A 24,287-nucleotide genomic window follows, 5' to 3' on the forward strand; every position below is an offset into this window, starting at 1 on the left:
GACGCCATCGTCCTGGAGCTGGGATCGCAACTCGGCGGCGTTGAGGAGGTTGCCGTTGTGCGCGACGGCGATGGGTCCGTAGACGGAATCGACCTGGATGGGCTGGGCGTTTCGGAGGACGCTGGAGCCGGTGGTGGAGTAGCGGGTGTGGCCGATGGCGGCGTGGCCGCGCATACCGGAGAGGACTTCCTCATGGAAGACCTGGGAGACGAGTCCCATCTCTTTGTAGGTGGCGATGGAATCGACATCGGCGACGGAGATTCCGGCGGACTCCTGGCCGCGGTGCTGAAGGGCGAAAAGCCCGAAATATGCCAGGCGGGCGACATCGAGGCCGGGGGCGTGGATGCCGAAGACGCCGCATTCATCATTGGGGTGGTCCATTCTCATAAGTACAGTGTAGCAGGGCTGAGGGCTGGGTGCTGAGGGCTGAGACCGGACCTGATGAACCACGGAGGAGACGGAGGGGGCGGAGGTGCACGGAGGATTTCGGGGGAATTTGCCATTGAGCATTTGCCAATGGACATTTGACATCGGGGGAACGGAGGGCGGGTACTGCAAATCGAAAAATGCAAATATTAAATTGGGGCGGAGGCGCGGCGCAGCGAGCCAAACGTAGCGCGGGCGCCCTCGCCCGCATCCGGAACCGGAGGCGGGAGCCGGTGGGATTTGCCATTGAGCATTTGCCAATGGACATTTGAGATTGGGTGACGGTTTTGAGGCTGGCCTCTGCGCGGAGAGGAGCACGGCGGCGGTGTCCTGCTCGCGCTCCGAGGTGACGGGCACGGCGGTGAGGATGAGGCGGAGGGAGCGGTCGTTGTTGCCGATGGTCGCGGTGTGGAGGTTGCCGACCTTGGGCGAGACGGTTTCATTAAGATCGAAGTCGGGCTGTTATCCTAGAGCGGCTGGAGGCCAATCGCTCTTAGATACTCGTATGTTGGATCATAGAACCCCGACTGACGAGTCGGGTCTGTCGGGTCACCATTGGGGACGACGATGACCATACCCTGTCTTGCACGCGTCAGCAAGACGCGATAGGCGTTCTTCTGGTAGCTCTGGCCCTCTGCATTCCTGATATGGGTCCACTTCTGCCCTCGAAATGACCAATGCTCCCAGCCGCACTTCGAATACCGGAAATCGGCGTCCCACGTTACACAGGCCCAATCCAGTTCCAGTCCCTGAACGTGAAACTCCGTGGCCACGTCTTCCAGGTAATATGACGACCGAACATGATCTTTCGGGTCGAGGAAGTAATGGATCGGGTCCATTGGCGAACGGACATCGATTGCATGCGGCTTCAGGCGCTCTGCTTGCGATGAAACCACGATCCCGTATCGCTCTGTCCCTCTAGCGGTATCCCTTAGCCACTCTTTGGCTGCTCGAAGGTCGCGCGTGAGCCGGATGGGATACTTCGCGTCCACCGTCTGCAATGCCGCCTGAGCCTCCGCGACGTCCAAGTCGAGGATCCGCTTAACCAACAGCGACACGTTTTCCGCGCGAAACGAGCGCATCGAGACGGATAGATGCAGATCATCGGTCCACGTGACATCAGTCGTCCGCTTGAGGTCGAGCAGCTGTTCTGCGGCTCCGTACTCAGAGTCCACGAGGCGGCCGGAAACGTAGACATGCCACGCGGGAAATCTGTGCTTGATGGCCTTAACCCACTCGGAGATGCCGGCCTCGCCGCTATTGATCTCCTGGCCCCCACCAACGAGACAGACAATTGTTGCCCAGTCCGGCTGGCGGTCGAGGCAGGAGATGAGGAACTCCGGCTCCGACTGGTTAAAGTTCGGCAGCCCTTTCTTCTGACGCATGAACTTTGATGTCTGCTCCTGAGTCCAAGCACGCTGCGCTTCATCAAACAGGGCTACATGTTCAATGGGAGGTTGGGATGAATCAACCAGGCACTCATCGCGGAAGTTGTGCACGTTCTGGATGAAGGCCTTGACCTCACTCATAGCCTCCTTCTTTCTTATCTTGGTGCCCTGTTCCTTCTTGCGGCTTACTTTGTCTCGCGCCAGCGCTTCGCGGAGTACTGCGACGAGAGGCCCGTTTCCGGAAAGATAGACGCTGTACAAGTCGTTCTGGAGATCACTGTGGGTCGTAGCGATATTCAGGCCGACCAGCGTCTTGCCCGCACCCGGAACACCGGTCAGGAAGCAGATTGACTTCTGTTGAAGGTCTCTGGACTTCTGGATGATCGAAGCAATGGCATCGGACGTCTTTGATAGGTTGATGGCGCCGGCATCACTGCGTGAAATGCTCTCAACCTCATGCCCGTTGTATAGCGCCATGGCCGCTTCCACGATCGTGGGGGTTGGGGAATAACGCCCGTCCTCCCAGATACCGGCATCAATATGCATGCCAGATACTCCGGCCAAAGCACGACGCAACACGGACCCGATACCGTTAGGATTGCATCGCACTGGTCTGAACAGCTTGTCTACGCCCCACGGAACCAAATCGTCATGAGGAGAGCTAGGTGCGTTCGTGGCGACAAGTACGGGCACGATGGTGCACGGCTGACTGGATTCATGGAAGTTCTTGAGGTCGAGGGCGTAATCCGACACCTGATCTAGAGCGGCCGACGTGAACAGCCGCTCCCCCACTTTGAACTCAAGCACGAAGATTACTGGGCCGATCAGCAGAACCACATCGATCCGGCTCCCAACTCTGGGGACGCTGTACTCGAAGTAGACGGAACCCTCTGTCCCAGCCAACGCTGGTTTGAGAAACCTGATCTCCGCGAGCCATGCGTCTCGTTGCGTCTGGGTTACGTCGAACTCGCTTGCCGCAACCAGTTCACCGAGAACCTCCGCCTCGGAAGCGGATTGGAAGCCTGAAATGCTGTTGCCGTAGTAATGCCGTTTCATTTTGAGAGGTCGGCGTACATTCGGCGAAATCGATTTCGGCGTCTCAAACGTCGTGTCGATCAGCCAAACCTCCGCACAAGAGGTGTGCCGTGGTAAACAGACCGCAGGGTGAGGTTTCAGCGGCCATCGCGTCGCCAGCACTACGCTCTAGTGCCAGGATAGCACCGGAGCGCTGGCTTCACCAGCAATCCACGAAGAATGATAGGTTCCAATCGTTTGATCGAAGCAGTGCCAGGAGGTTCTCGGCGTGCTCCTCGGGTAGCAGCGCGCGCAACCGTTCTGTGGCTTGCTCTCGAGCACCTTTAGCGTCTGGTACGACGATGCGGCCCGTGAATGTGAGCTCATCGTCTTTCCAGAGACCCAACCGGGTCATTTCCTCGACGATCTCGTTTGGGTACGCGTCTTCGTAGTTGAGGCGTACTACGGGTACCATCACCTTCGCCATTTCGGTGCTCCCTTCGCTGCTGGCGTGATCCGCATGAATGGTCGTCCCGAAACGGCCTATGGGTCTACGGTTTATGAGTCCCATTTCGGACCTACCCCCCGCTCGCACGGCTCGCGGAGCACTACCCAAAAAGGATGGGGAACCGGAAGTGGCAGCGATGAACGAGGAGCGACGCGGCGATACGGTGACGCGGCGACGCGGCGAGGGGGCGACACGGTGACGCGGCGACGCGGCGAGGGGGCGAGGAGGCGAGGGGGCGAGGGGGCGATGCGGGCGAGGGCGCCCGCGCTACTGGAAGTTAGTGATTGGAGGTCTGATGTGGCGCCCCGCCATTCATCACTCGAAATCCTCCGTGCACCTCTGTCCCCTCCGTGTACTCCGTGGTAAATCCTCCTCCGCGAAACCTCCGCGATCCTCCGCATCCTCCGCGTTGAAGTCCAGTGGTTGTTGTCGATGAGATTCTTCGCTGCGCTCAGAATGACAGTCGGGCACGGAGGCCCGACCTACCGTGGCGAAAAAAGTTCAGACAAAAGGGGCTTCTGCCTGGCTAGTAAGTGGGAGGCACATTTTCATGGTGTACAACTACAAGCAGGGCTGGGGGGAGCGGAATCTGCGGGGGCAGGGGCCGACGGGGATCAAAATGTATGGCGGCGGCGGTCGCTCGCCCATGTATGACGAGGGGGCGGCGGATTACAACGTTTATCCTTCAATGACGAGCATCACGCGTTTGCGGATGATGAGTTACCTGTGCCTACATGGTCCGATCCGGATCCCGGCTTTGGCGCGGAAGTTGGATGTGCCGGAGATAACGGTCCGGCAGGGGATGTGGGCGCTGAAATCGACCTGGGCGGTTGAGGGGAATCCGAGCGTTATCGGGCGGGGATACTCGCGGTCGAGGACGGGTGGGTGCTATTCGATGGAGTGGGACGCGACGGAGACGGGTCGGAAATGGCTGTGGCGGTACGGCTGGGTGACGCGGCGGATCGGTCCTGACTTTCAATGGTACTGGCCGGGTTGGGGGTTTGATCTGCGGTGGGACCTGGCGCCGTACGACGTACTGCGGGATTACGCGGAGCCGACGTTGCTGCGTCCGGCGGCGATGGCGATAGCGCGGTTCCTGATGTATGAGAATCCGACGCAGGGGCCGAAGATCGCGGAGATGCTTGGGTTCAACCGGTGCATGGTGGAGCAGTATCTGAAGCGGTGGTACGCCCGGGGCTGGATCGACCATTTGGACGGCGAATTGTGCGTTCGGAGCTACTGGGCGCCCGACTGTGTTGTGGCGGCGCCGCGGTGGACGCTGACCCGGTACGGCGAGGCGGCGATGTACCGGCACGCGGATGCGCTGCGTTGGGCGAGCCAGACGTGCGGCTATACTCCGCCGGAGGACGATGATTTCCTGAACGACCGGGACATGGTGAATTACCTGCCGGCGGTGTTCTACTACGCGGAGCAGTAGAAGGCAGGAGACAGGAGGCAGGAGACAGGAGGCAGCATTCAGCATTCAGCATTCGGCATCCAGGATTCAGGATTCAGGAAGCAGCCTCCTGCGTTCAGGGCGGAACACGTCCCGGTAACCGGCCGGAGGCCGACCGTACCGTGAGGCGTGGGGGGCGCACGATGACGCCGGGTGCGGGCGGTCCTTCGACTTCGCTCGTTCCTCGCTACGCTCAGGATGCCGCGTTCGTTCTGCGTTCTGCCTTCTTCGTCGCCTAGTCTCTTGCGCGTTTCAGGACTATCACGGCTTGCGATTTCATTGGGCTGATGGTCAGTTTGTCGCCTTCAAGCTTGTAGGTCCATGTGGAGGTGGAGTGATCGGGGGCCGGAAACTGCATGCCGTCAGCCATGAGGCTGGCGACGGTGAGGGTCAGGGTGCCGTTACCGGCGGTGTATGTGCCTGTGGTCACGGACTGGTGCTGGGCGCCCATGTTGAGGGCGTCGGTGGTCTGTTTGAACTTGGCGTCCTTTGTGAGGGTCAACGCTATTTTGACTTCGGAATTGTCGCTGGCGGCGCCTTTCCATGTGCCCACGATGGTGGGTTTGGAGCAACCCGCGAGGGCCAGTGCGGCCGCAAGGACGAACACCGTGATACTGCGCAATCTCATTATTTCACCCTTGTCAGCACGACCTTGTCGGGCTGTCCCATGTTGAGAACCAGTGTGTTGCCGTGGACCTCAAAACGGTGTGTCTCGATGAGGACTTTGGCGCGCTGGATGTCGACCCCGTTCACGGTGGAATTCCTCTGGCGGAACGTGATGGTGTTGCCCGCTATTTCGTAACTTCCCGCCTGAACCGTTTTGAGGCTTCCAACGTTGGACGACACGCTGTTTTCCGACGTGTAGTGTTTGTCCGAATCGAACGTGTACCGGACGGCGGCGGTCACGGGGCCGATTGCCTTCGTTCCCTTCCACTCGCCCTCGATGGAAGGCTTGAAGCATCCGGACAGGCCGGCGGCCGCCAGTCCCGCCATACATATCAGCGCCAATCTCATGGTAGCCCCCTATCCCCCGATTGCCGGGCCGGTTCTATATATTAGTGCAGAAAGGCGACGGGAGACAGGCGGGCGGGAACCTGACGGCCGGTCGTGGGCGTTGGCTCTTTGACACATGTGCCGTCCGGGCGCGTACAATGGCGCTGCAGCGCCGTATATGAACCGGGCGGCGCCGAAACCCACCATGCGCCAGATCATCATGCTCATTTTGGCCGCCATGGGCGGCGGGTGCCAGGGCCATTGGGCGCCGGCGGCCCATCCCGCGCCGGCGGCGTGGCGGACCGTCCGTGCGAGGCCCGGCGGGTTGGGCTGGGCGGCCGGCGATGCGGGGCTGGTTTTCGCCACCGTGGATGGGGGCAGCACGTGGACGCCGCAGTCAACGCCTCTCGCGAACAGCATCCTCAGCGTGGATTTCGGGTCTGCGCTCGTCGGCTGGGTCTCCGGTGTGAACGGAGACGCCGCGCGCACCGCGGACGGCGGCGCTTCCTGGGTGCAAATGCCGATCGCCAAGGATGATCTGGGAATCGGGCCGCCCGACTCCATCTCGCCGATCGTCTCGCCGGACGAAGCGCACGCGTGGGCGCTCGCGCGCTGGTTGGACACCACTGTCCTCTATCACACCGCCAACGCGGGGTCCTCGTGGTCCACGGTGGCGTATACGGACCACGGTTACGCCTCCCCCAACACCTTGTACGGCATGGGGCTCACGTCGGATACGGAGGGGTGGCTGGTCGCCAGCCGGCTCGTGAGCGGCAACTACATCCCGGTGTTATTGCGCACGGTGGATGGCGGGACGACGTGGCAGCCGTTCGATGCCCCGGCCACGCAGTTGAACGGTGCGTCCGACCCTGCCTGGGAGGTGGCCATTCAGGCGGTCTCGACCGGCCGGGTGTGGGTGAGCGTGTGGGACACGGTGAACAGCCGGGGCAACATCTTCAGGCTGGAACTGACGAGCCCGCCCAATACGTGGACCTGGAGCGTATGGCCCTGGAACAGCCGGGTCCGGGAGATATCGTTCTCCGGCCCCGCGCGGGGCATCCTGGCGGGCGACTCGACGTGGGAGACCCCGGATCTTTTCGCCACGGTCCATACCACAACGTTTTCGGGCGCCGCCCCACTGGCGGCGGATTTTGCATCGCAAACCGAGGGATACGCCGCGGGTCCGGATGGCGTCCTTTACCGCTGGATACCGGATCTGTGGGGTGACGCGAACCAGGATGGGCGGGTAGACGTGCGGGACGCGTGTATCATCGCGGATATCGCCACAGGTGGAACGCCGGATGCGTCGGTATCGCGGGTTCTTGCGGATGTGGACGGCGACGGGCAGGTTACCGTGGCTGATGCCGTCCGGGCGCTGCGCATCGCGGGCGGGCTGGCGGGGCAGGGCTGAGGGCGGAGGTCAAATAGTTGGGGGCCGTGGCATACTGATAGCAAGTAAGTAGGCTGTTTGCTACCGCTAACGCCGACGACTGAATGCGCCGGCGTGCCGAGGAGGTTCGCTATGCGTGGCTGCCGATCGTTCCTCAGGGCGCTTGCCCTCCCCCTGTTTGCACTCTCCCTTTCTGTCCCCGGGCGGGCCGCCGTGGTGTATGTGAACAAGAACGGCGCGGGCGCCGTACACGACGGGACGTCATGGTCGGCCGGCTTCCAGTCAGTCCAGGCGGGTGTCAACGCTGCCGCGAGCGGCGACGAGGTGTGGGTAGCGGCCGCCACGTACAAAGAAGCCATAACGCTAAAACCTGGTGTGAAGCTGTACGGCGGCTTCTCTGGCGCCGAGACCGCACTATCGCAGCGTAGCATTTCCGCCAACATTACAGTCCTTGGCACAACCGACGTGTCCACCTGGGTGGGAGACAGTGTTGTCACCGCTCTGACCGGGTGCGGGCGCGATACGCTGCTCTCCGGCTTCACCATCAGCCGCGGGTCGGGCAAGAGCTTGGGGGGGCGCTTCTACGGTGGAGGCGTATATTGCGAGGACGCTTCACCCACCATCGAGAAGAACACAATTGTCGGCAACTTCACCTGGAATCAGTTTGACGGCCACACCTGGATCGGCGGCGGGAGCGGTGGGGGAATCGCGTGCTTTAGCGGCGCGGCGCCGCTCATCACCGGTAACGTAATCGCGCACAATTGGGCTGAGGCCGCCATTTTCGGCGGCGGTGACGGCGGGCTGGGCTCCGGTGTCTATTGCCGCGACTCCTCCCCGACGCTGATAAACAATACGATCGTTTCCAACAACTCGGCGCATCCAGGTGGCGGCATCTGCGGCGAAGGTACATCCTCTCCAACGCTCGTCAACAACATCATCGCTTTCAGCGGTGGGGGCGTAAGCCTGCCCGCAGGCGTGCTGCGGAACAACGATGTGTACGGGAATGGCAACAGTGTCCTGACCGACTACTCCGGAATCGCCGACCCCACGGGCACGAACGGCAACATCAAGGTCGACCCTCTGTTCGCAAGCAAAACGGCCGACGACTACCACCTCCTGGCTGGCTCGCCGTGCATCGATGCCGGCGACGACTCGATGGTAGTTGCTGGGCAAACCGATCTTGATGGCAGACCGCGCAGGTTGGGCGCATATGTGGATATGGGCGCGTACGAGTTCCCCACATCCGGATACTTCACTTTGGCGGACGCGGCGTCGGCGCTACGCACCGCCGGAGGCCTGAACGCGCCCGACCAGTCCGGTGCCGCGCGTTTGAACGTGTGGTCGGACGCTCCCGGGGCGAGCGTGGTGGACATCCGTGACGCCATCGGCATCGCCCGAAAGGCAGCCGGGCTGGACACGAATCCGTGACGCAGAATTGAGAAGTGAGAGTTGAGATTCGTGATATACTGATGGTAAGTAAGTAGGCCGTTCGCTACCGCTAACGCCGACGACACACAACACGCCGGCGCGCCAAGGAGGTTCGCCATGCGTTGTTGCCAGTCGTTCCTTAGGGCTCTTGCCCTCCCCCTGTTTGCACTGTCCCTTGCTATCCCCGGCCGGGCCACCGTGGTGTACGTCAACAAGAACGCGGCAGGCGCCTTGCATGACGGCAAGACATGGGGCACTGCCTTTGTCGCGGTCCAGGCCGGGATCAACGCCGCCGCCAACGGCGACGAAGTGTGGGTGGCGGCTGGGTCTTACTCCGAGAGCATCTCAATCACGACTGCCGTTCCCCTCTATGGAGGCTTTGCCGGCGCCGAGGCACTCCGAAGCCAGCGCGATCCGAAGGCCAATGCCGCTGTCCTGGATGGCGGTGGTCTTCACCCGGTCGTCCGGATCGAAGGCGCTGGCACTGTGCTCGACGGCTTCACCATCCAGAACGGGCTGAACAACTTCCAGGGGGTCGGAGGCATTAACTGCATGGCGCCGAATGTGGTGATCGCAAACAACCTCATTCGGAACAACAAGTATAGCGATACGTATATGGGAAGCGGCTCGGGCGGAGGGGTCTACCTGAGTCCGCAGGCAACGGGGGCGATTGTCCGCGACAACAGCATCACCGGAAACACGGTCTACGCTGGTGCGGGCGTGAGTACGTATGCCGTTGGAGCGACAGCGTACGGCGGAGGCATCGCCGTTTATGCGGGCAACGTGACCGTTGAACGAAATGTGATCACGCAAAACAGCGTGACGGGAGAAGGGTTCAAGTTTGGGAGCTGCTCTCACTGCTTCGATCCCACGGGCTGGGCATTTGGCGGGGGGATCGCGGTCCTTGGGAGCACGTGCATCGTCAGGGACAATCTCATCGCGTATAACACGGCTACCGGAAACTACACCGGCCAAGGCGGCGGACTGGACGCTTCCGGGGCGACCGGCGCCTCATTGATCGCGAACAACACGTTCGTGGGAAACACCTCCGCAGGGGCAACCGTGATCGTGGCCGGCGCCGGCGTTTATGCCAACAACATCGTATTCGGCAACTCCACCGGCCAGTCGGTTCAAGGAGTCACCCAGGGGCATAACGCGGTATTCGGCAACCGGACGTTCGACTACGCCCCGACAACCTCGTCAAGCCCCACTGATATTCATCTAGACCCGCTGTTCGTCAACACTACGGCAGGGGACTATCGCCTGCGCTCCGGATCACCCTGCATCGACGCGGGAGACGATACGGTTGTCGTTACCGGCGACACGGATCTGGTCGGCAAGCCGCGCATCATCGGCGCTCACGTGGACATGGGCGCGTATGAGTTTACGGCGCCAGCCTTTGGTTTCCCCGACGTCCAACGAGCCCTTTCCCTTGCGGGAGGGCTCGAACAGAGGACCTCCGCGGACCAGAATCTGGACGTTCAAACCTCCGCACCGTCCGACGGTAAGATCGATATCCTGGACGTCGTCCGCCTCGCGCGGATCGCCATCGGGCTGGAATGAGAATTGAGGTGTCCGGTATCGGGTGTCAGGTGTCGGGTGGCAGGTGTCAGGGCCCGGCACCCGTTGCTCGGCCCCCGGTTCCCAGCCCTTGCTCCGATTTCCGCTGGCTTGGCCGCCGGCCGGCAGCCTGGTAGCATAATGGCATATCAACGCCGCCACCGGCCCATCCATTGCCGTTGTACTGCCGTTCCTTAGGAGGCCCTATGCGTTACCTGATAGCCGTTGCCGCAGTCTTCGTAACTCTCATCGTCCGGGCACACTCCCAACAGGTGAAGATTGATGTTTCAGGAGAACTGACAGGGGCAACCGTTTGCGACGGGGTGGTTTACTTTGGCTCTTTTGGCGGCAAGCTGTACGCTGTGAGAGCATCCGATGGGACCACCATGCCAGGCTTCCCCGTGGATATCGCGGTCGCGGTCGGGGACGGCAGTTACCCACGCATACGACCAGGCGTGTACTACGGCTCTCTTGGAAAGGCGGTCTACCTCGAAACGTCCAAGCACGGGGTCGTCAAGGTATGGCCGGATGGAGCCGTAGCCTGGATCAACCGACTCGACGGATCCTCCGTCTATTTCGCATCGGCCGCTCCTGCTGTCACTCCCCAGGGTGAGGTCATCGCCGAGATGAAAACCTTGCAGAACATCTTCCTGGTCAAATTGAAGGAGACGGACGGTACAGTTATCTGCACTTCCCCCCCTCTGTCCATGGTTCCGTCGGATTATGTTTCCCCGCCTGCTGTTGCCGGAGGCAATGTGTATATCACAGTTGTTGATTACCCTGCCGCGGGCGGAAGTAAATACATCACGGTTCTCAACCTGGCGGATCTCACGGTGAAGGCAGCGGTTTCCGGCTCAGCATATTACGGATCTACTCCCTACGTGCGCGGCAATGGTATCTTCTACGGCAGTAGCGGAATGTTCGGCGAACTGGTCTTCAAACTGAACTCAGTGACGCTGAACCCGGATCAACAATTCGGCGCCGGTCTTTCACCCGGCATTCCCGGAGTCACACGTGTGACGCCCCAGGGGTCAAGCCCTGCGGGAGCAGGCGTCTTTGCGTCACCCGTCTCCGCGGACCGGGACCCGGGGGGCACCGTTTACGCCGCGATCGGCAACAACATGCAGGGAACCGTAGTCGCTATCGATGCCGCAACCGGGAAGGTCCGCACGCTCTACGCAACGGGCAATCAAGGCGGTGGGATGGTTGTCAGCACAAAGAACGTGATCGCCTATTGCGACGGGAAGACGCTGCAAACGTTCGGCGTGGATGGCGGCCATTACGGCTCTTTCACACTGCCGGGTTATCCCAGCGGTCCCTGCTATGACCCCACCACCAACCGGTTCTTCGTAACCACGCAGCCGGACACCACCGGCACATCTTATCTGCTTGGGTTTGACAGCCCGTAGTTTGGGTGACGGGTCACGGGTGACAGGTGCCAGAACCCGCCACCTGACACCCGCCACCTGACACCCGTCACCCGGCACCTGAAACCCTCTCCTCAGCGGTAGTTGACGAAATGGACGTCCATGGGGAGGTCCATGCCCTTCACCAGCGCGATCACAGACTGGAGGACGTCCTTGTCCTTGCCGGTCACGCGGACCTGTTCGTCCTGAATCTGGGTGGTGACCTTGATGGCGGCTTCCTTGATCGCCTTGGTGATCTTCTTCGCCTCGTCGGTGGGGATGCCCTGCTTGAACGTGACGGTCTGGCGTACGGTGCCCTTGGCGGCGGGTTCGATCTTGCCACGATCCAGCGATTTGAGCGAGATGCTCCGCTTCACAAGTTTGCTCTGCAGAATGTCGATCACCGAGTCCAGTTTGTACTCGTCGTCCGAGTGAATCAGGAGTTCGTCGCCTTTGAGTTCGATCTCGGAGACGCTGTGCTTGAAGTCGAATCGCGTGCCGATTTCGCGGGCCGCCTGGTCCACCGCGTTCTTCACTTCCGCCATATCGGTGCGGCAGACGATATCAAATGAAAATTCCTTGGCCATTTGTGTGTTACCTCCTTGTGCGCCGTCATATTGTAGCGCGAGGAGACGATGCGTCGGCGCTCTGCCAATGAATTGGCGGGCTTGGCGGCGGGAGCACACGATTTCAATGGAAGTGGTTGGGTAGTCAGGATCCAGCAGCCTCTATATCAGGCTTTGAAGCATCGCGAGGGTGCAGGAGAAAACAATGGCCGGAACAAATCCCTATATCAAGACCGCGGAGTATGAGACCGCCACGAAGCCGTACAAGATCACTATCGTCCACGACGGGGAGTCGAAGACGCTGGAGATCGATCCGGCGCAAATCCCCTTCACACGCACCGGGCTGCCGGGCAGCATTCTGGACATCTGCGAGGGGCACAACATCGACATCGAGCACACGTGCGGCGGGGTGTGCGCGTGCAGCACCTGCCACGTGATCGTGAGGCACGGCTTCGAGTCGTGCAACGAGCAGACCGACGACGAACTGGACCAGTTGGAGGAAGCGCCGGGAATCACGATCTACAGCCGCCTGGGCTGTCAGTGCGTTCCCAACGGCGAGCAGGACCTGGTGGTCGAGATCCCGTCCTGGAACCGGAACGCGGTGAAAGAGACGCCGCACGGGTAGGGCTGAGGGCTGAGGGCTGAGGGCTGAGGGCTGAGGACTGAGGGCTGAGGGCTGAGGGCTGAGGGGCGAGGGCTGAGGGCTGAGGGCTGAGGGGCGAGGGCTGAGGGGCGAGGGCTGAGGGGTGTAGTGGCCCGGTCAACCAAACAGGCAATTTGGCCTCATTACAGCGCTGAAGTGAAGGCGCGGGCAGCCCTGCAGGCGATCCAGGGTCAGCAGACGGCGAACGAGATCGTCGGCGAAATCGGGATTCACGGCGTCCGCGGCGTGCTGAAAAGCAGGCGATCGGGGGTCCGCCGGAGATCCTCCCCAAGGCCGGGTGACGGAAGCCGAGAATACGTCATCGCTGAAGGCGACCCTTTACGAAGAGACAGGGCGCGATTCGGGTTCATCGCGCGTCGTCCATCGTTCACCATTCATCGCCGGCAATTTCCCCTTATTTGAACTTGATGATTCCCCGCCAAATCATGGCAGAATGGTATATCGTTTCTCCTTCTTTCCCTGGCTGCAGGGTGTTCGATACATCGGCGGTGCTCTCGGCCCTCCCGTGCCCTATGGCTTGGGCCGGAAAGGACTCTTATGGAAATCGAAGTGAAAGACCGCGCGCGAAACGATGCGCCGCGCAAGGCGTACGCGAAGCCGCAGGTTCATTCGGAGAAGATGTTTGAGACATCCGCGCTGGCGTGCGGCAAATGCACCAGCGGCCCCGTAAGCCAGGAACAGTGCGGAACCCTGTTGTCTAACTCCTGACCCGGCCCCACGGCCCCTCTGGGCAACAGCCTGTGGACTCCCCATCACCAATCGCGAAAGCGCGCCCCCTCGCGGCCGGCGGCTCCGCGTTCGACTATCGCCATACAACGTTTTCCCCCGCGACGGCCGTACGGCCGCCCAACTCGTGGAGAAGGGAAGGAACTTTGAAAAAGCACTTTTGGGCCGTTTTGGCCATTCTCGCCGCTGTTGCAGCGCCGCGCGCGTTTGCGCAGATTAGCCTTGACGTAGTCGGGACAGCGTACAAGGAGACATTCGATGGCCTTGGCCCCTCCGCTACCGCAACACTGCCGACAAATTGGAAGGCCGGCAAGTCTACCCAATCATTCACAGTCGGGTCATACGCGTCAGCCGGAACGGCAACCGAGTTCTCGGTAGGCAACAATATGTCCGCTACCGCGCCAGCCGGAGTCCTCAATTGTGGCGCCGGAGACGCCGCGTCTGCGAGTGACCGGGCTGTCGGCTTCTTATCAAGCGGAACGGCAACTAGGAGCGGCAACCTGTACGGATGGTATGTAAACCACACCGGTGCAGCGCTCGCAGGATTGACACTCTCATACGACATTGAGAAATATCGCCAAGGCACTTACAGTTCTGGCTTCTCTGTGCAGCTCTTCTATTCAACCAATGGCACCACATGGACCAATGCAGGGACCGGGTGGAAAACGGCGTTCGCTGCCGATACTACGAACAACGGATACGCGTCGGCTCCTGGCATGACACAGAGCGTCACGGGCAAGACGCTACGGGTGAGCTTGGCGAATGGTGATAGTGTCTATCTGGCCTGGAGCTACAGTGGGTCAACAACCTCCAACAATGCTCAGGCGTTGGCGATAGACAACATTTCAGTGACGCCCATCGCGGTGATGGCTGGCGCCGCTATCAAATCCTCGCCCACGGCCTACGAAGGCAAAGTCTATTTCGGTTCCGATGATGGCAAGCTCTACGGCATGGACATCGCCACCGGGAACACCCTGCCCGGATTCCCGGCGGTCGTCTCGACGACGGCCAAGATCCGCAGCAGGCCCGCCCTTCGTTTCCTCGCCGACGGACAGCCATACCTGTTTCTTACCTCAACCGACGGAGTCGTTTACAAATACGATCTCAGCGGCAATCAGAAATGGGCGACAACGCTCCCCGCAAGTTCGTTCGTTCTATTGTCCGGGACCGTCAGCACGTCCTGCACCCCGGCCGTCGATGGCAACGGCAATGTCTTCGTCGGAGCGGTTGCGACCTGGACCACAACCAACACGCGGTCCGAATCGAGAATGTTCCGGCTCGACGCGGCCACCGGCGCGATAACCGCAACATCGCCTCCGCTCAACAGCACGACGTATGCCGGCCCAGCCTCTACAGGGCTCGGGTCGCCATGCATGGACGGGTCGAGTGTCTACGTCACAGCCACATACCTTGGCCCCGCTTACGACGGGTACGGGGTGTTCGTGCTGGACGCCGACCTGGTGGTTCGCGCCTCGTTCGCGAAGGGTGAAATGACTACCGGATCGCCGTTCTTCCGTGAAGGATTCATGTACGTTGGCATTTGGGACGGCAAAGTCTATAAGGTCAATGCCGCGAACTTCAATCCGGAAACCGGGTGGGGCAACAACCACAATGGGTCGACATCGATCACTAGTCTCAGCACCGCGGATCCGGTGACCATTAACTCAAGCCTTTACGTGACGGGCGGCAAAGCCTACTTCACCGATATGCTCGACAACTTCTACTACCTGAACGTCGCTGACGGGACCGGGCCGGGACCGGGGGCCAACCCCTATCTACTGCTTCAGACGCCGACAACGGGCTCTTTCGCCGGAGTTGCGGTAGACCCGACCGCTAATGGCGGCCATGGCGCTGTTTACGCGGCAAACACGGGATCAGGCACAGACATGGTGTTCTATGAGGTTCCGCTGGATAATCCAGGGGCTTACGTCTCCTATCCCCTTGCCAACGCGTCATCAACTCTTCCCACCATCGACATCTCGACGAACAAAGTCCTTGTGGGCGATGATGGCGGCTTGATCTACCGCTTCCCGCGACTGTGACACAGAGGTTCGGGCAGCGGTCATAGCAAAGCCGGTGGGGCTGCTCCTTTCGGGGCAGCCCCACCAGCTTGTTTATACAGTACGCCGGCCGTTGGGCCGGGCGCGGTTATCTCAGTAAAGCAGCCAGGCGCTTACTATGAAGCTGTCCGTGTCCGGCTTCGTCTGCTTGCGGAGTTCGGCCGCCAGGCGCAGGTTGCTGGTAAGGAGGTGGGAAGCGGCGAATGTGGTCGCCTTGGTGGTAAGGGTTCCCGAGACGTCGCTGGGCTTCAGGGTGTCGTATCGCAACGAAAATGCGGTTTTGCCCGGCTGGTAGAGGCTCAGTTCAATGAGGGCGCCTTTGCTTTTGGCGTCTATGATCGGCAGTGGCGTGGCCTCGCTGGACAGATCCGGTATCCTGTCCTTGCCCCAGAGGTACGCGCCGTTGAGTTCCAGAGTCATTTCGCCGGTCTTCTCGCCGGCTTTCAGCGGGTACGCATATGTTCCGAACACGGCGGCGCGGTTGAACTTATTTTCGTAGTCGAGCATCGGTGTGTTGCCGCTGTAGACGATGGCGCCGATGTGGCTGCCCGTTTCGCCAAAGAGGTACTCGCCCTGGAGCGCAAAGTCCTTGGCGCGTTTGCCGTTCAGCCCAACGGCTCCTTCGCCGGCCTGGTTGACGCCGTTAAGCCAGCTCACTTTGCCGGTCACGGGGCCCTGGGTCACGCCGAATTCGAGGCCGCGCTCCAGCCCGGAGAGGCTGAAGTTGCCCGTATCTCCCTGGAACGGCCCGGCGCTGCCGAACATCAGGGGATCTGTGAGCGTTATGCTGCGCGCGCCGCCCAGTTCGAACCCGGACATTACCGGCAGCTGGCCGGCCTTGAGGGTCATAATCGGGGCTTCGGGCTTGTTGTTGTTGTACTGAAGCCAGGACTCGTCGATGCCCGCGGGGCCATCGCCCGGGAACGAGTACGCGAATTTGGCGGCCAGGTTTTCGCCGATCGGCGTCACCAGCTGAATCTCGCTGCCGCTGCTGTCGAACCCGCGGGTATCCGAGGCGCTATCGCCCGGGAAGTGCGTGTTGGACGCGGTAACCTGAGTGTTGAAGAAGAGGGCGTTGGTCGGCGACGGCGCCTGTTCTTCGGCACCGGCGAGCCGGTAACCGGAGCGCAGGAACTTATACCCAAACGGCGTGAGGCGCGGCGGCATGGTGTGGCACTGTGCGCATTGCATGTTGTACTTGCGTGCAAACATCGGCATCGCCTTGGCGCGCGGTGCTAACGCTGTGACAGCAACGGCTGCCAGCATGGCTGGCGCGAACCATCGAATGGTTCCTGATGACATTGTGCGTCTCCTTTCGAGTGTAGGGCGCAGCGCCGCCCGGCGTGGGCTCCGTGCGCCGCCAATGGACAGTGGGATTATCGGGACGCCCCGCCGCGCCATTTAGGGGTCTCCGCCATGTTCCGCCGGGTGAGGGCATTGCGCGCAATGGGTTGTTCCTTTGCGCCGCGTCGCCGTTATCATGAACTCACGAGATTTTCTAGCGGCCACGCGCTGCGTGCCTATAAAAGTGTTGGTGATATTATGCCTCTGAAGGAAGAACTGCCGGCGTCGCTGGCTGCGCTGCTGCCCCAACCTGCCCATCCCGACGGCGACCTACGCGTGAGCGTTGAGGCCGACCTGGATGGGGACGGTAACTATGCCCGCCGCTGGCTCGCCGTCACGGGCGACCGCCTTTTCGTCATGGAGCCGGATCATGGCGATCCCCGCCTGACGTTGGACCTGCCGCTCGCCTCCATCTCCGAAGTCAAGGCCCAGCCGCAGGTGGGTTCCGGCGTGCTGGAAGCCACCGTGGACGGGCTGCCCGTCGAGTTGATGCGCTACAGCAACGCGATGGTCGGCAAGTTCATGCGTGTCGCCAAGTTTCTGGACGCGGATGTCAAAGGCGAGGAATCGCCGCCGGCGGCGGAACTGGAGGAACGCCCGCGTTGCTCCAAGTGCCATCGCATCCTGCCGGAAAACACGCGTGTCTGCCCGGCATGCCTCGACCGCAAGCAAGTCGCCCGGAGGCTGGCCCGGTATTTCGCCCCTTACAAGTGGACGGCGCTGGGCATCTGCATCCTCATGCTCTGCGGCACGGCGTTGGAATTGCTGCCCGGATACCTGAACAAACCACTGCTGGACAAGGCGCTTGTACCGGGGTTCGCGGCCGCGCGTTCCGGCGCCGGCCCCGGCGAGTTGCACAAATACGGCGTGATCCTGGGCCAGCTCATCTGCGTACTGATCGCCGCCCGCCTCGTCGCATTGGTTATCAACGTCTTCCGTGGCCGTGCCGTCGCGTTCGTGGGAGGGCGCATCACGTACGACGTACGGACCCAGCTCTACCGCGCGCTGCAACGGCTGAGCCTGTCGTTCTACGATAAACGCCAGAGCGGAAGCATCCTCTCCCGCGTCACGCAGGACACCCGCGAACTCCAGAACGCCCTCATCGACGGCCTCCAGTTCTTCGTGGTCAACATCCTCGTCATCGTCGCGATCATCGTGTGGCTCCTGGTACTCGACTGGAGATTGGCGCTGCTGGTCCTCATCCCCACGCCGATCGTCATCGCCTGCTCGCTGTTCTTCTGGCGCCGCATCCACGCAATGTTCCGCAGGTATTTCCACGTGAACAGCCGGATGGTGGGAACGCTGGCAGACGTGCTGGCCGGCATTCGGGTTGTGAAAGCCTTCGCGCAGGAAGAACGCGAAGTGGTCCGGTTCGACCAGAAGGTGGACGCCGTTTACGAGGCGATTGTGAAAGCGGAGCGCACGTGGGCGACGTTCTTCCCAATCCTGACATTCGTGACGATCTCCGGGTCGTTCATCGTCTGGTATTTCGGCGGCCTCAAGGTCATCCGCGGAGACATCACGCTTGGAACGTTCATGTCGTTCCTTTTCTTCGTGGGGATGTTCTTCGGTCCACTGCAGTTCATCACGCGCATCACGGACTGGCTCTCGCGCGCGCTGACCGCCACGGAACGCATCTTTGAGATCCTGGACGCACAGCCGGAAGTGGCGGACAGCTCGGACTCGGTCGCCATGCCGCACATCCGCGGTGACGTGACGCTGAACGACATCTCGTTCGGCTACGACAAGAACAAGCCCGTCCTTAAGGGCGTGAGCCTCGACGTGAAGGCGGGCGAGATGATCGGCCTCTGCGGGCACAGCGGCGCCGGCAAGAGCACCATCATCAACCTCATCAACCGGTTCTACGACGTGGACAGCGGTAGCATCAAGGTTGATGGCGTGGATCTGCGCAAGATCAAGATGAACGACCTCAGCCGCCAGATCGGCATCGTGCTGCAGGAGCCGTTCCTCTTCACGGGCAGCATCCACGAGAACATCAGTTACGCCAAGCCGGATGCCACCCGGGAGGAAGTGATGCGCGCCGCCAAAGCCGCCAATGCCCACGAGTTCATCCTAAAATTCCCGGACGGCTACGATACGCGCGTCGGCGAACGCGGGCAGACGCTTTCGGGAGGGGAACGCCAGCGCATCAGCATCGCCCGCGCTATCCTCCACGACCCGCGCATCCTGATCCTGGACGAGGCGACCTCCAGCGTGGACACGGAGACGGAAAAACAGATACAGGAAGCGATCCAGCGACTCATCACGGGCCGCACCACCTTCGCCATCGCCCACCGCCTCAGCACACTCCGGGAGGCCGACCGCCTCCTGGTTCTCAAGGAGGGCAAGGTCGCCGAAGTCGGCACCCACGCCGAACTGCTGCTGAAGCCCGACGGCGAATTCCGAAAACTGGTGGAGATGCAGACCGAGATCAACCAGCTAACCACCCTGGCCGTGGGCGGGTGAGAGGGGATCGGCCATGGCATATCGATTGAATGGGACACGGACAAAGCAACGCGAAATGTCGCCAAACATGGTGTCCCTTTCGAGGAGGCCTGCACAGTGTTTGGAGATCCGCTTGAAGTGACGGTTGAAGACGAATCGCATTCTGAGGAAGAGGCAAGGTTCTTCAGTGTCGGCGTATCAGTTTCTGGCCGCCTCCTTGCTGTGTCATACACGGAACGCTCGGATAGAGTTCGAATACTGAGCGCGAGACTGGCATCGCGCCGTGAACCGAAAGACTATGAAAACCAAAGATGAGATAGGGGTCGACGACATCCCCAAGGAGATTGATTTCAATAAAGGAGTGAGGGGAAAGCACCACGTTGAGTATGCGAAAGGCACAAATATCGTACGACTTGACCCGGACGTCGCTTCCCTCTTTCCCTCTTCCGAAGCAGTCAACACGGCCCTTCGGTTGCTTGCCAGCCTGGCGCGTCAGCAGGTTGGGTCCTCGCCTGCTTCCTGAATCGTGGCGCACCCTGTCGGCTAGAGATGCGTGTTCCCTAAGCCAGCAAACTCGTGGAAATGCAGACCGAGATCAACCAGCTAACCACCCTGGCCGTAGGCGGGTAAGAGGCCGCGCGTGGTACAATAGCGATGTCAACGGTTTGCTGAACGAGATGGAGGGCGGGCCCGAATGGAACTGAAAGTTGTGGTCAAACCGGGCGAAGCCGGTCTCTTCGTTGCCCACATACCTGCGCTCAAAGGCTGCTGGTCGCAAGGTACGACGCGCGAAGAAACGCTACAAAACATACGAGAAGCCGCCGCGCTCTGGCTTGAGGTGGAGCAGGAAAAGCGCTCTCAACCGCTGACCGGCGCGGCTGAGGCATTCGCGGTCCAGATATGAGCCGGTTGCCTGTTCTGTCGGGAGCCGATGCCGTTCGGGCATTCGAGCGTGCCGGTTGGGCTGTGGCTCGCCAGCGAGGTAGCCACGTGGTGCTCACAAAACCGGGCCGTTCCGCAAACCTGTCAGTACCCCAACACCGCCAACTGGACCCCGGCACCCCCCGCGGTTTGATCCACGACTCCGGATTGAGCGTTTCCGCGTTCGCCATTCTCCTCAAAGACCGGTAGCCCACAGCGACCGCTGACTCGTCGCACATCTCCAGAGCAGATGCAGACCGAGATCTAACAGCTAACCCTCATTGCTCACTTCGGGGCATCCCGCTTTCGCCTATCGAATCCGATGGCGCGTCCCGCCGCGCTGTAAGGATCAGGTACCACCCCCACGCGGCGATGAGCATTCGTCCCAGACGGATTGTGGAGACGTCCGACCATGGCGGCGTAAAGACGACGTATGCTGCAAGCCGCCCTCCCTCCCATTTTGGCCCACCCTATGCCTGTTTGCCTGGTCCGATAGTACCGTCCTCACATCCAACCGGTCCCGGAAACGCAGGCACCCCCAGCGACACGTAGAGCGGCACGCACCGACTCGCGGCTAACGTCGTTTCACCGACGTTGTCGGAATCAACAGGGCATGCAGCCGATTGGGTTGGCCGGCGGGAGCCGCCGGCCGCGCTACCATTGCGAGGATGCGTCCTCGCTCGTCGATGTCCAACGCGTAGGTCACAGACCACCCGCCAGCGCCGATCACAAGGTCCCAGAACTCATAGGCATACCCCTTCAACCAGACCACCGGGTGCATGTGCTTTCCGCGTCCGTGCCCCACGATGATGCCGTGGTTGTTCATGCCCGTTGGGAACAGGCGAGGGCAGTCCGGCAGCGTTCCCAGCCTGCGCATCACGCCGCGCTCCCAGATGAACGGCTGAGCGTAGGCGTCCACCCATTTTGCGTCTCCGAAGAGGGCGGGCCGGGTGCAAGTGCCAGCGATCTGCCCCCGGTTGTTGATGAACAGACCCGCGCTCTCGAAGTAATGCGGGAGTACGCCAAGGCTGGAAAATCGGCCGTTTCGCCATATGAAGGCGCGTCCATCCCGCTGACCCGTGACTTCGCGTGAATCGTTGATGCCGCGCGCTGCCGCGTGACCGGTTGGATCGAAGGGACGCGACCTTCCGTGCACGACAATCAGGGAGGGATCGATGGTCACCATGTCGCCCCTCGCGTTGACATACGCCCGATTCACCCCGGGGGCCAGCAGCCGCTTCCTGCCCTTTGGCGTCCGGGCGTAGATTGGCGGAAAAACCCACCGTAACTGTTGCACCCCACAGAGCGTAGCGCATAAGGGGACTCCTGCGTAGCGTTTTGCGATACCGCTTGAGAATATGCCGTTTTACCGGACGCATGCGACATCTTGGTCAGCAAGCGTCGCGGCGGGCGGACAGCGTGTGCTGCCTGAATGCTGTATGCTGCCTTCTGCCCCCTGGCATACGAACTTTACTCCGCCGGCGACGCGTCTCCATAGTGATGGAGAATCACCGTCCCATTTCATATTCCAGCGAGGTGCGCCATGATCCAGGTCCGTGATCTGCGGGTTGACTACGACGACGTCTGCGCCGTGAGGGACTTGTCCCTGGACATCGGCCCGGGCGAGGTGTTCGGGTTGATCGGCCCGAACGGCGCCGGAAAGACGACCACACTCAAGGCCCTGATGGGGCTCTTGGAACCCACCTACGGCGACATCTTCCTCAACGGCGTGGACATCCGCGAGCACCGCGAACAGGCCGAACGCATCGTGGGGTTTATGCCGGATTTCCCGCCCATCTACGACGATCTGATGGTCTGGGAGTTTCTGGACCTCTTCGCGGCCAGCTATGGGATTGCCCCGGAACACCGCAGTTCGGTGATCGACCACTATCTGGCCGAGGTGGACCTCACCGAGAAGAAATACGCTGTCACCGCCGGGCTCAGCCGTGGCATGAAGCAGCGGCTCATCCTGGCCAAGACCCTCCTCCCGGAGCCGAAGATCATCATCCTCGATGAACCGGCCAGTGGAATGGACCCGCACGGCCGCGCCCTCCTCAAGAGCATCATGCGCGAGGTCGGAGCACAAGGCCGCATCGTCCTCATCTCCTCGCATATCCTCTCCGAGCTGTCCGAGTTCTGCACCTCAGTCGGGATCATGGAGCGCGGACGCCTGGTGATGAGCGGCCGTGTGGACGAGATCACCGACAAGGTCCTGGGCCAGGCGGAGATGCTGGTGGAGGTTGTCTCAGGCGCCGAGGCGCTGCCCGGGGTGCTGGAAGCGGGCGGGCATTCGGGCGCTGTGGAGCGAAACGGCGATGTGTTCTCGTTCACGTTCCAGGGCGGCCCCGAGGAAGCGAGCGAGCTGTTAAGCGCTCTGGTGGTGGCGGGTGTGAAGGTGGCGTCTTACGGGCGCAAGAAGGAAGGGCTGGAGGAAGTGTTCCTCGCCGTGGGCGCGAAGGAGGTGTCTTGAGATGGCCGCCGAATCAATTCAGACCTTGGACGTGTCGAGACTGACCGCCGAAACGCTCGTGATGGACAATCCCGTGCTGGTAAAGCACGTGCGGTCGCGCCTGCGCAAGCAGCACGTCATCCCCAACATCGTCATACTGGTGATTATCGCCGCGCTTTCGACGTGGTCGTGTTTCAAGCTGAACGCCGTTCACGAAGGCTACGCTTTCAGCATCATCTGCGTTCTGCAGGGCGCCATCCTGTTTGTAGGCGGAACGTCCCAGGTCGCGTCAGCGGTAGCGCAGGCGCGGGAGACGGGCATTCTGGATTTCCATCGCGTGAGCCCCCTCAGCGCGCTGGCGGTGACTCTGGGCTTCGTTCTAGGCGCGCCAATCCGGGAATGGGTAGCTTTCGTCACCCTCATCCCGTTTTCGCTGGCCTGCGTCGCCGGCGGCAACCCCGATGCGGTGGGGTGGCTGAAGTGCATGGCGGCCATGATCGTTGCGGCTCTCCTGTACCACACCGTGGGCGCCCTGGTGGGCGCCACCAGCAAGCCGCGGACGGCGGGCGGGGTGGCTGTGGTGGTCGTGGTGCTGCTGTTCTTCGTCGGCAGCGTTTTCTGGAGGCTGACCCCCACGCCGGCCATCGCGGAAGCGATTGGCCAGGCTAAGGATCTGCCGCTGACGAGCAAGTTCTTCGGCCTTTCATTCTCCCAGTTCAATCTGGGGCTGATGCATCAGGTCCCGTTGCTGGCATTTCTGCTGATCGCCACCGTGCGCAAAATACGGCAGGAACGCGCTTTCGTCTACGCCAAACCCATCGCGATTCTGTTCCTCGCCATCCTTGCGATTTACCTCCTCGGGGACACGCACACGTGGGACTACGCGCGTGTAACTTTCGACGGGTTTGAGGCCGTCTTCGTGGCCTACTTCATGACCGTCGCCGGAATCATGCTCACAACCGCTGTCACGCCGAGTTGGGGCGCCTTCGCGAACGGGGTGCGGCGCGCGCGCAAGGCGAACCGCGTCCGGCCGAGGCCGATGGAGGATATGGCATCGAACCTGGCCCCCGTAATCGCTTTCGCGGTCATCGTATTGGCGGCGCCAGTCGCGTCCAGCCTGTTGCGTCATGCGCCGCACCATCTGCTGGCGCCGGCCAGCCTCGGTGGTGTGGTGGCCTCTGCCACAGTGCTCATGTTCGGCTGCGCTCAACAGGCGTTTGAGTTAACGCTTCGGCGAAGCGCCAAAGGATACTTTGCCCTGCTCCTCTTCCTCGCATGGGTCGTGCCGCTCCTGCTGGCGGCGGTGGCCGGCATCACGCAGATGGGCGAGCGGGTTACGATGACGCTTCTTTCGATAAGCCCCCTCGCCGGCATTGGAATCACCGCGGTCATGCTCGATCCTTCGATCAAAGCGCAGGCGGCGCCCGTAGTGGCGGTCAGCGTATCGGTGGCGTGGGCGCTGCTCTTCCTGGTGATCAGCATCAGCGCCGCGCGCAAGGCGGAAGCCGAGGTGTGAGTGGCGAGGCGGTGAGGGGGCGAGAGG

General features: G+C 61.5%; 23 protein-coding genes. 15 read left to right on the plus strand and 8 right to left on the minus strand.

Annotated features, from left to right (window positions below; genetic code table 11):
* From VGM51_13010 to VGM51_13020, 3 genes are all read right to left on the minus strand, one after another.
* The coding region (locus VGM51_13010) for an amidophosphoribosyltransferase (GenBank protein HEY3413953.1) at nucleotides 1-387 on the minus strand (387 nt) is incomplete at its 3' end.
* Between the two features lie 506 nt (nucleotides 388-893).
* Nucleotides 894-3,011 (minus strand): DUF2075 domain-containing protein, encoded by a 2,118-nt coding sequence (locus tag VGM51_13015; protein HEY3413954.1) that lies wholly within the window; start codon nucleotides 3,009-3,011, stop codon nucleotides 894-896.
* Between the two features lie 37 nt (nucleotides 3,012-3,048).
* Nucleotides 3,049-3,315 carry a hypothetical protein gene (locus VGM51_13020; protein HEY3413955.1) on the minus strand — a complete coding sequence of 89 codons (267 nt, stop codon included), beginning with the start codon at nucleotides 3,313-3,315 and terminating at the stop codon, nucleotides 3,049-3,051.
* Nucleotides 3,316-3,886: 571 nt separating this feature from the next.
* Here VGM51_13020 and VGM51_13025 point away from each other — a divergent pair.
* On the plus strand, nucleotides 3,887-4,774 hold the full coding sequence (locus tag VGM51_13025) for a hypothetical protein (GenBank protein ID HEY3413956.1): 888 nt from the start codon (nucleotides 3,887-3,889) through the stop codon (nucleotides 4,772-4,774).
* Nucleotides 4,775-5,027: 253 nt separating this feature from the next.
* On the opposite strand, the gene VGM51_13030 is transcribed toward VGM51_13025, so the two are convergent.
* Nucleotides 5,028-5,420 carry a lipocalin family protein gene (locus VGM51_13030; protein HEY3413957.1) on the minus strand — a complete coding sequence of 131 codons (393 nt, stop codon included), beginning with the start codon at nucleotides 5,418-5,420 and terminating at the stop codon, nucleotides 5,028-5,030.
* Nucleotides 5,420-5,806 (minus strand): lipocalin family protein, encoded by a 387-nt coding sequence (locus tag VGM51_13035; GenBank protein HEY3413958.1) that lies wholly within the window; start codon nucleotides 5,804-5,806, stop codon nucleotides 5,420-5,422. The genes VGM51_13030 and VGM51_13035 overlap by 1 nt, the downstream gene beginning before the upstream one ends.
* 184 nt (nucleotides 5,807-5,990) lie before the next feature.
* Between VGM51_13035 and VGM51_13040 the strand changes: the two genes are divergently transcribed.
* The 4 genes from VGM51_13040 to VGM51_13055 all read left to right on the plus strand — a co-directional run bounded on the left by VGM51_13040 (nucleotide 5,991) and on the right by VGM51_13055 (nucleotide 11,572).
* Nucleotides 5,991-7,196: a YCF48-related protein gene (locus VGM51_13040; protein HEY3413959.1), complete on the plus strand. Its 1,206-nt coding sequence runs from the start codon at nucleotides 5,991-5,993 to the stop codon at nucleotides 7,194-7,196.
* Between the two features lie 111 nt (nucleotides 7,197-7,307).
* Entirely contained in the window at nucleotides 7,308-8,603 is a 1,296-nt protein-coding gene (locus tag VGM51_13045; GenBank protein ID HEY3413960.1) for a choice-of-anchor Q domain-containing protein, read from the plus strand.
* Nucleotides 8,604-8,720: 117 nt separating this feature from the next.
* Nucleotides 8,721-10,166 carry a choice-of-anchor Q domain-containing protein gene (locus VGM51_13050; GenBank protein HEY3413961.1) on the plus strand — a complete coding sequence of 482 codons (1,446 nt, stop codon included), beginning with the start codon at nucleotides 8,721-8,723 and terminating at the stop codon, nucleotides 10,164-10,166.
* Between the two features lie 203 nt (nucleotides 10,167-10,369).
* Nucleotides 10,370-11,572, plus strand: a complete 1,203-nt coding sequence (locus VGM51_13055; protein ID HEY3413962.1) for a PQQ-binding-like beta-propeller repeat protein — start codon at nucleotides 10,370-10,372, stop codon at nucleotides 11,570-11,572.
* 92 nt (nucleotides 11,573-11,664) lie between these two features.
* Here the strand turns inward: VGM51_13055 and VGM51_13060 are convergent, their stop codons facing one another.
* Nucleotides 11,665-12,156, minus strand: coding sequence for a YajQ family cyclic di-GMP-binding protein (locus VGM51_13060; GenBank protein ID HEY3413963.1), 492 nt, complete (start codon nucleotides 12,154-12,156; stop codon nucleotides 11,665-11,667).
* A gap of 184 nt (nucleotides 12,157-12,340) precedes the next feature.
* On the opposite strand from VGM51_13060, the gene VGM51_13065 reads away from it, so the two are divergent.
* The 3 genes from VGM51_13065 to VGM51_13075 all read left to right on the plus strand — a co-directional run bounded on the left by VGM51_13065 (nucleotide 12,341) and on the right by VGM51_13075 (nucleotide 15,567).
* Nucleotides 12,341-12,760 carry a 2Fe-2S iron-sulfur cluster-binding protein gene (locus VGM51_13065; GenBank protein ID HEY3413964.1) on the plus strand — a complete coding sequence of 140 codons (420 nt, stop codon included), beginning with the start codon at nucleotides 12,341-12,343 and terminating at the stop codon, nucleotides 12,758-12,760.
* A 576-nt stretch (nucleotides 12,761-13,336) separates the two neighbouring features.
* Nucleotides 13,337-13,507 (plus strand): hypothetical protein, encoded by a 171-nt coding sequence (locus VGM51_13070; GenBank protein HEY3413965.1) that lies wholly within the window; start codon nucleotides 13,337-13,339, stop codon nucleotides 13,505-13,507.
* Between the two features lie 734 nt (nucleotides 13,508-14,241).
* Complete coding sequence (locus tag VGM51_13075) at nucleotides 14,242-15,567, plus strand: PQQ-binding-like beta-propeller repeat protein (protein HEY3413966.1); 1,326 nt, start codon at nucleotides 14,242-14,244, stop codon at nucleotides 15,565-15,567.
* A gap of 111 nt (nucleotides 15,568-15,678) precedes the next feature.
* Here the strand turns inward: VGM51_13075 and VGM51_13080 are convergent, their stop codons facing one another.
* Nucleotides 15,679-16,887 (minus strand): hypothetical protein, encoded by a 1,209-nt coding sequence (locus tag VGM51_13080; protein ID HEY3413967.1) that lies wholly within the window; start codon nucleotides 16,885-16,887, stop codon nucleotides 15,679-15,681.
* A 240-nt stretch (nucleotides 16,888-17,127) separates the two neighbouring features.
* On the opposite strand from VGM51_13080, the gene VGM51_13085 reads away from it, so the two are divergent.
* From VGM51_13085 to VGM51_13105, 5 genes are all read left to right on the plus strand, one after another.
* Nucleotides 17,128-19,395, plus strand: coding sequence for an ABC transporter transmembrane domain-containing protein (locus VGM51_13085; GenBank protein HEY3413968.1), 2,268 nt, complete (start codon nucleotides 17,128-17,130; stop codon nucleotides 19,393-19,395).
* A gap of 24 nt (nucleotides 19,396-19,419) precedes the next feature.
* A complete protein-coding gene (locus tag VGM51_13090; GenBank protein ID HEY3413969.1) occupies nucleotides 19,420-19,689 on the plus strand; it encodes a BrnT family toxin in 270 nt (89 codons plus the stop codon).
* Entirely contained in the window at nucleotides 19,673-19,897 is a 225-nt protein-coding gene (locus VGM51_13095) for a hypothetical protein (protein HEY3413970.1), read from the plus strand. The genes VGM51_13090 and VGM51_13095 overlap by 17 nt, the downstream gene beginning before the upstream one ends.
* A gap of 171 nt (nucleotides 19,898-20,068) precedes the next feature.
* Nucleotides 20,069-20,278 (plus strand): type II toxin-antitoxin system HicB family antitoxin, encoded by a 210-nt coding sequence (locus VGM51_13100; GenBank protein HEY3413971.1) that lies wholly within the window; start codon nucleotides 20,069-20,071, stop codon nucleotides 20,276-20,278.
* Entirely contained in the window at nucleotides 20,275-20,505 is a 231-nt protein-coding gene (locus tag VGM51_13105) for a type II toxin-antitoxin system HicA family toxin (protein ID HEY3413972.1), read from the plus strand. Before VGM51_13100 ends, VGM51_13105 begins: the two co-directional genes overlap by 4 nt.
* Before the next feature lie 364 nt (nucleotides 20,506-20,869).
* Here the strand turns inward: VGM51_13105 and VGM51_13110 are convergent, their stop codons facing one another.
* A complete protein-coding gene (locus VGM51_13110) occupies nucleotides 20,870-21,481 on the minus strand; it encodes a hypothetical protein (protein HEY3413973.1) in 612 nt (203 codons plus the stop codon).
* A gap of 357 nt (nucleotides 21,482-21,838) precedes the next feature.
* Here VGM51_13110 and VGM51_13115 point away from each other — a divergent pair, with 357 nt between their 5' ends.
* Together VGM51_13115 and VGM51_13120 are read left to right on the plus strand one after the other, a co-directional pair.
* Nucleotides 21,839-22,765, plus strand: coding sequence for an ABC transporter ATP-binding protein (locus VGM51_13115; GenBank protein ID HEY3413974.1), 927 nt, complete (start codon nucleotides 21,839-21,841; stop codon nucleotides 22,763-22,765).
* A gap of 1 nt (nucleotide 22,766) precedes the next feature.
* Nucleotides 22,767-24,260, plus strand: coding sequence for an ABC transporter permease (locus tag VGM51_13120; protein ID HEY3413975.1), 1,494 nt, complete (start codon nucleotides 22,767-22,769; stop codon nucleotides 24,258-24,260).
* The last annotated feature ends 27 nt before the right edge of the window (nucleotides 24,261-24,287 follow it).

It is taken from the genome of Armatimonadota bacterium (assembly GCA_036504095.1).
Classification (GTDB): domain Bacteria; phylum Armatimonadota; class DTGP01; order JAKQQT01; family JAKQQT01; genus DASXUL01.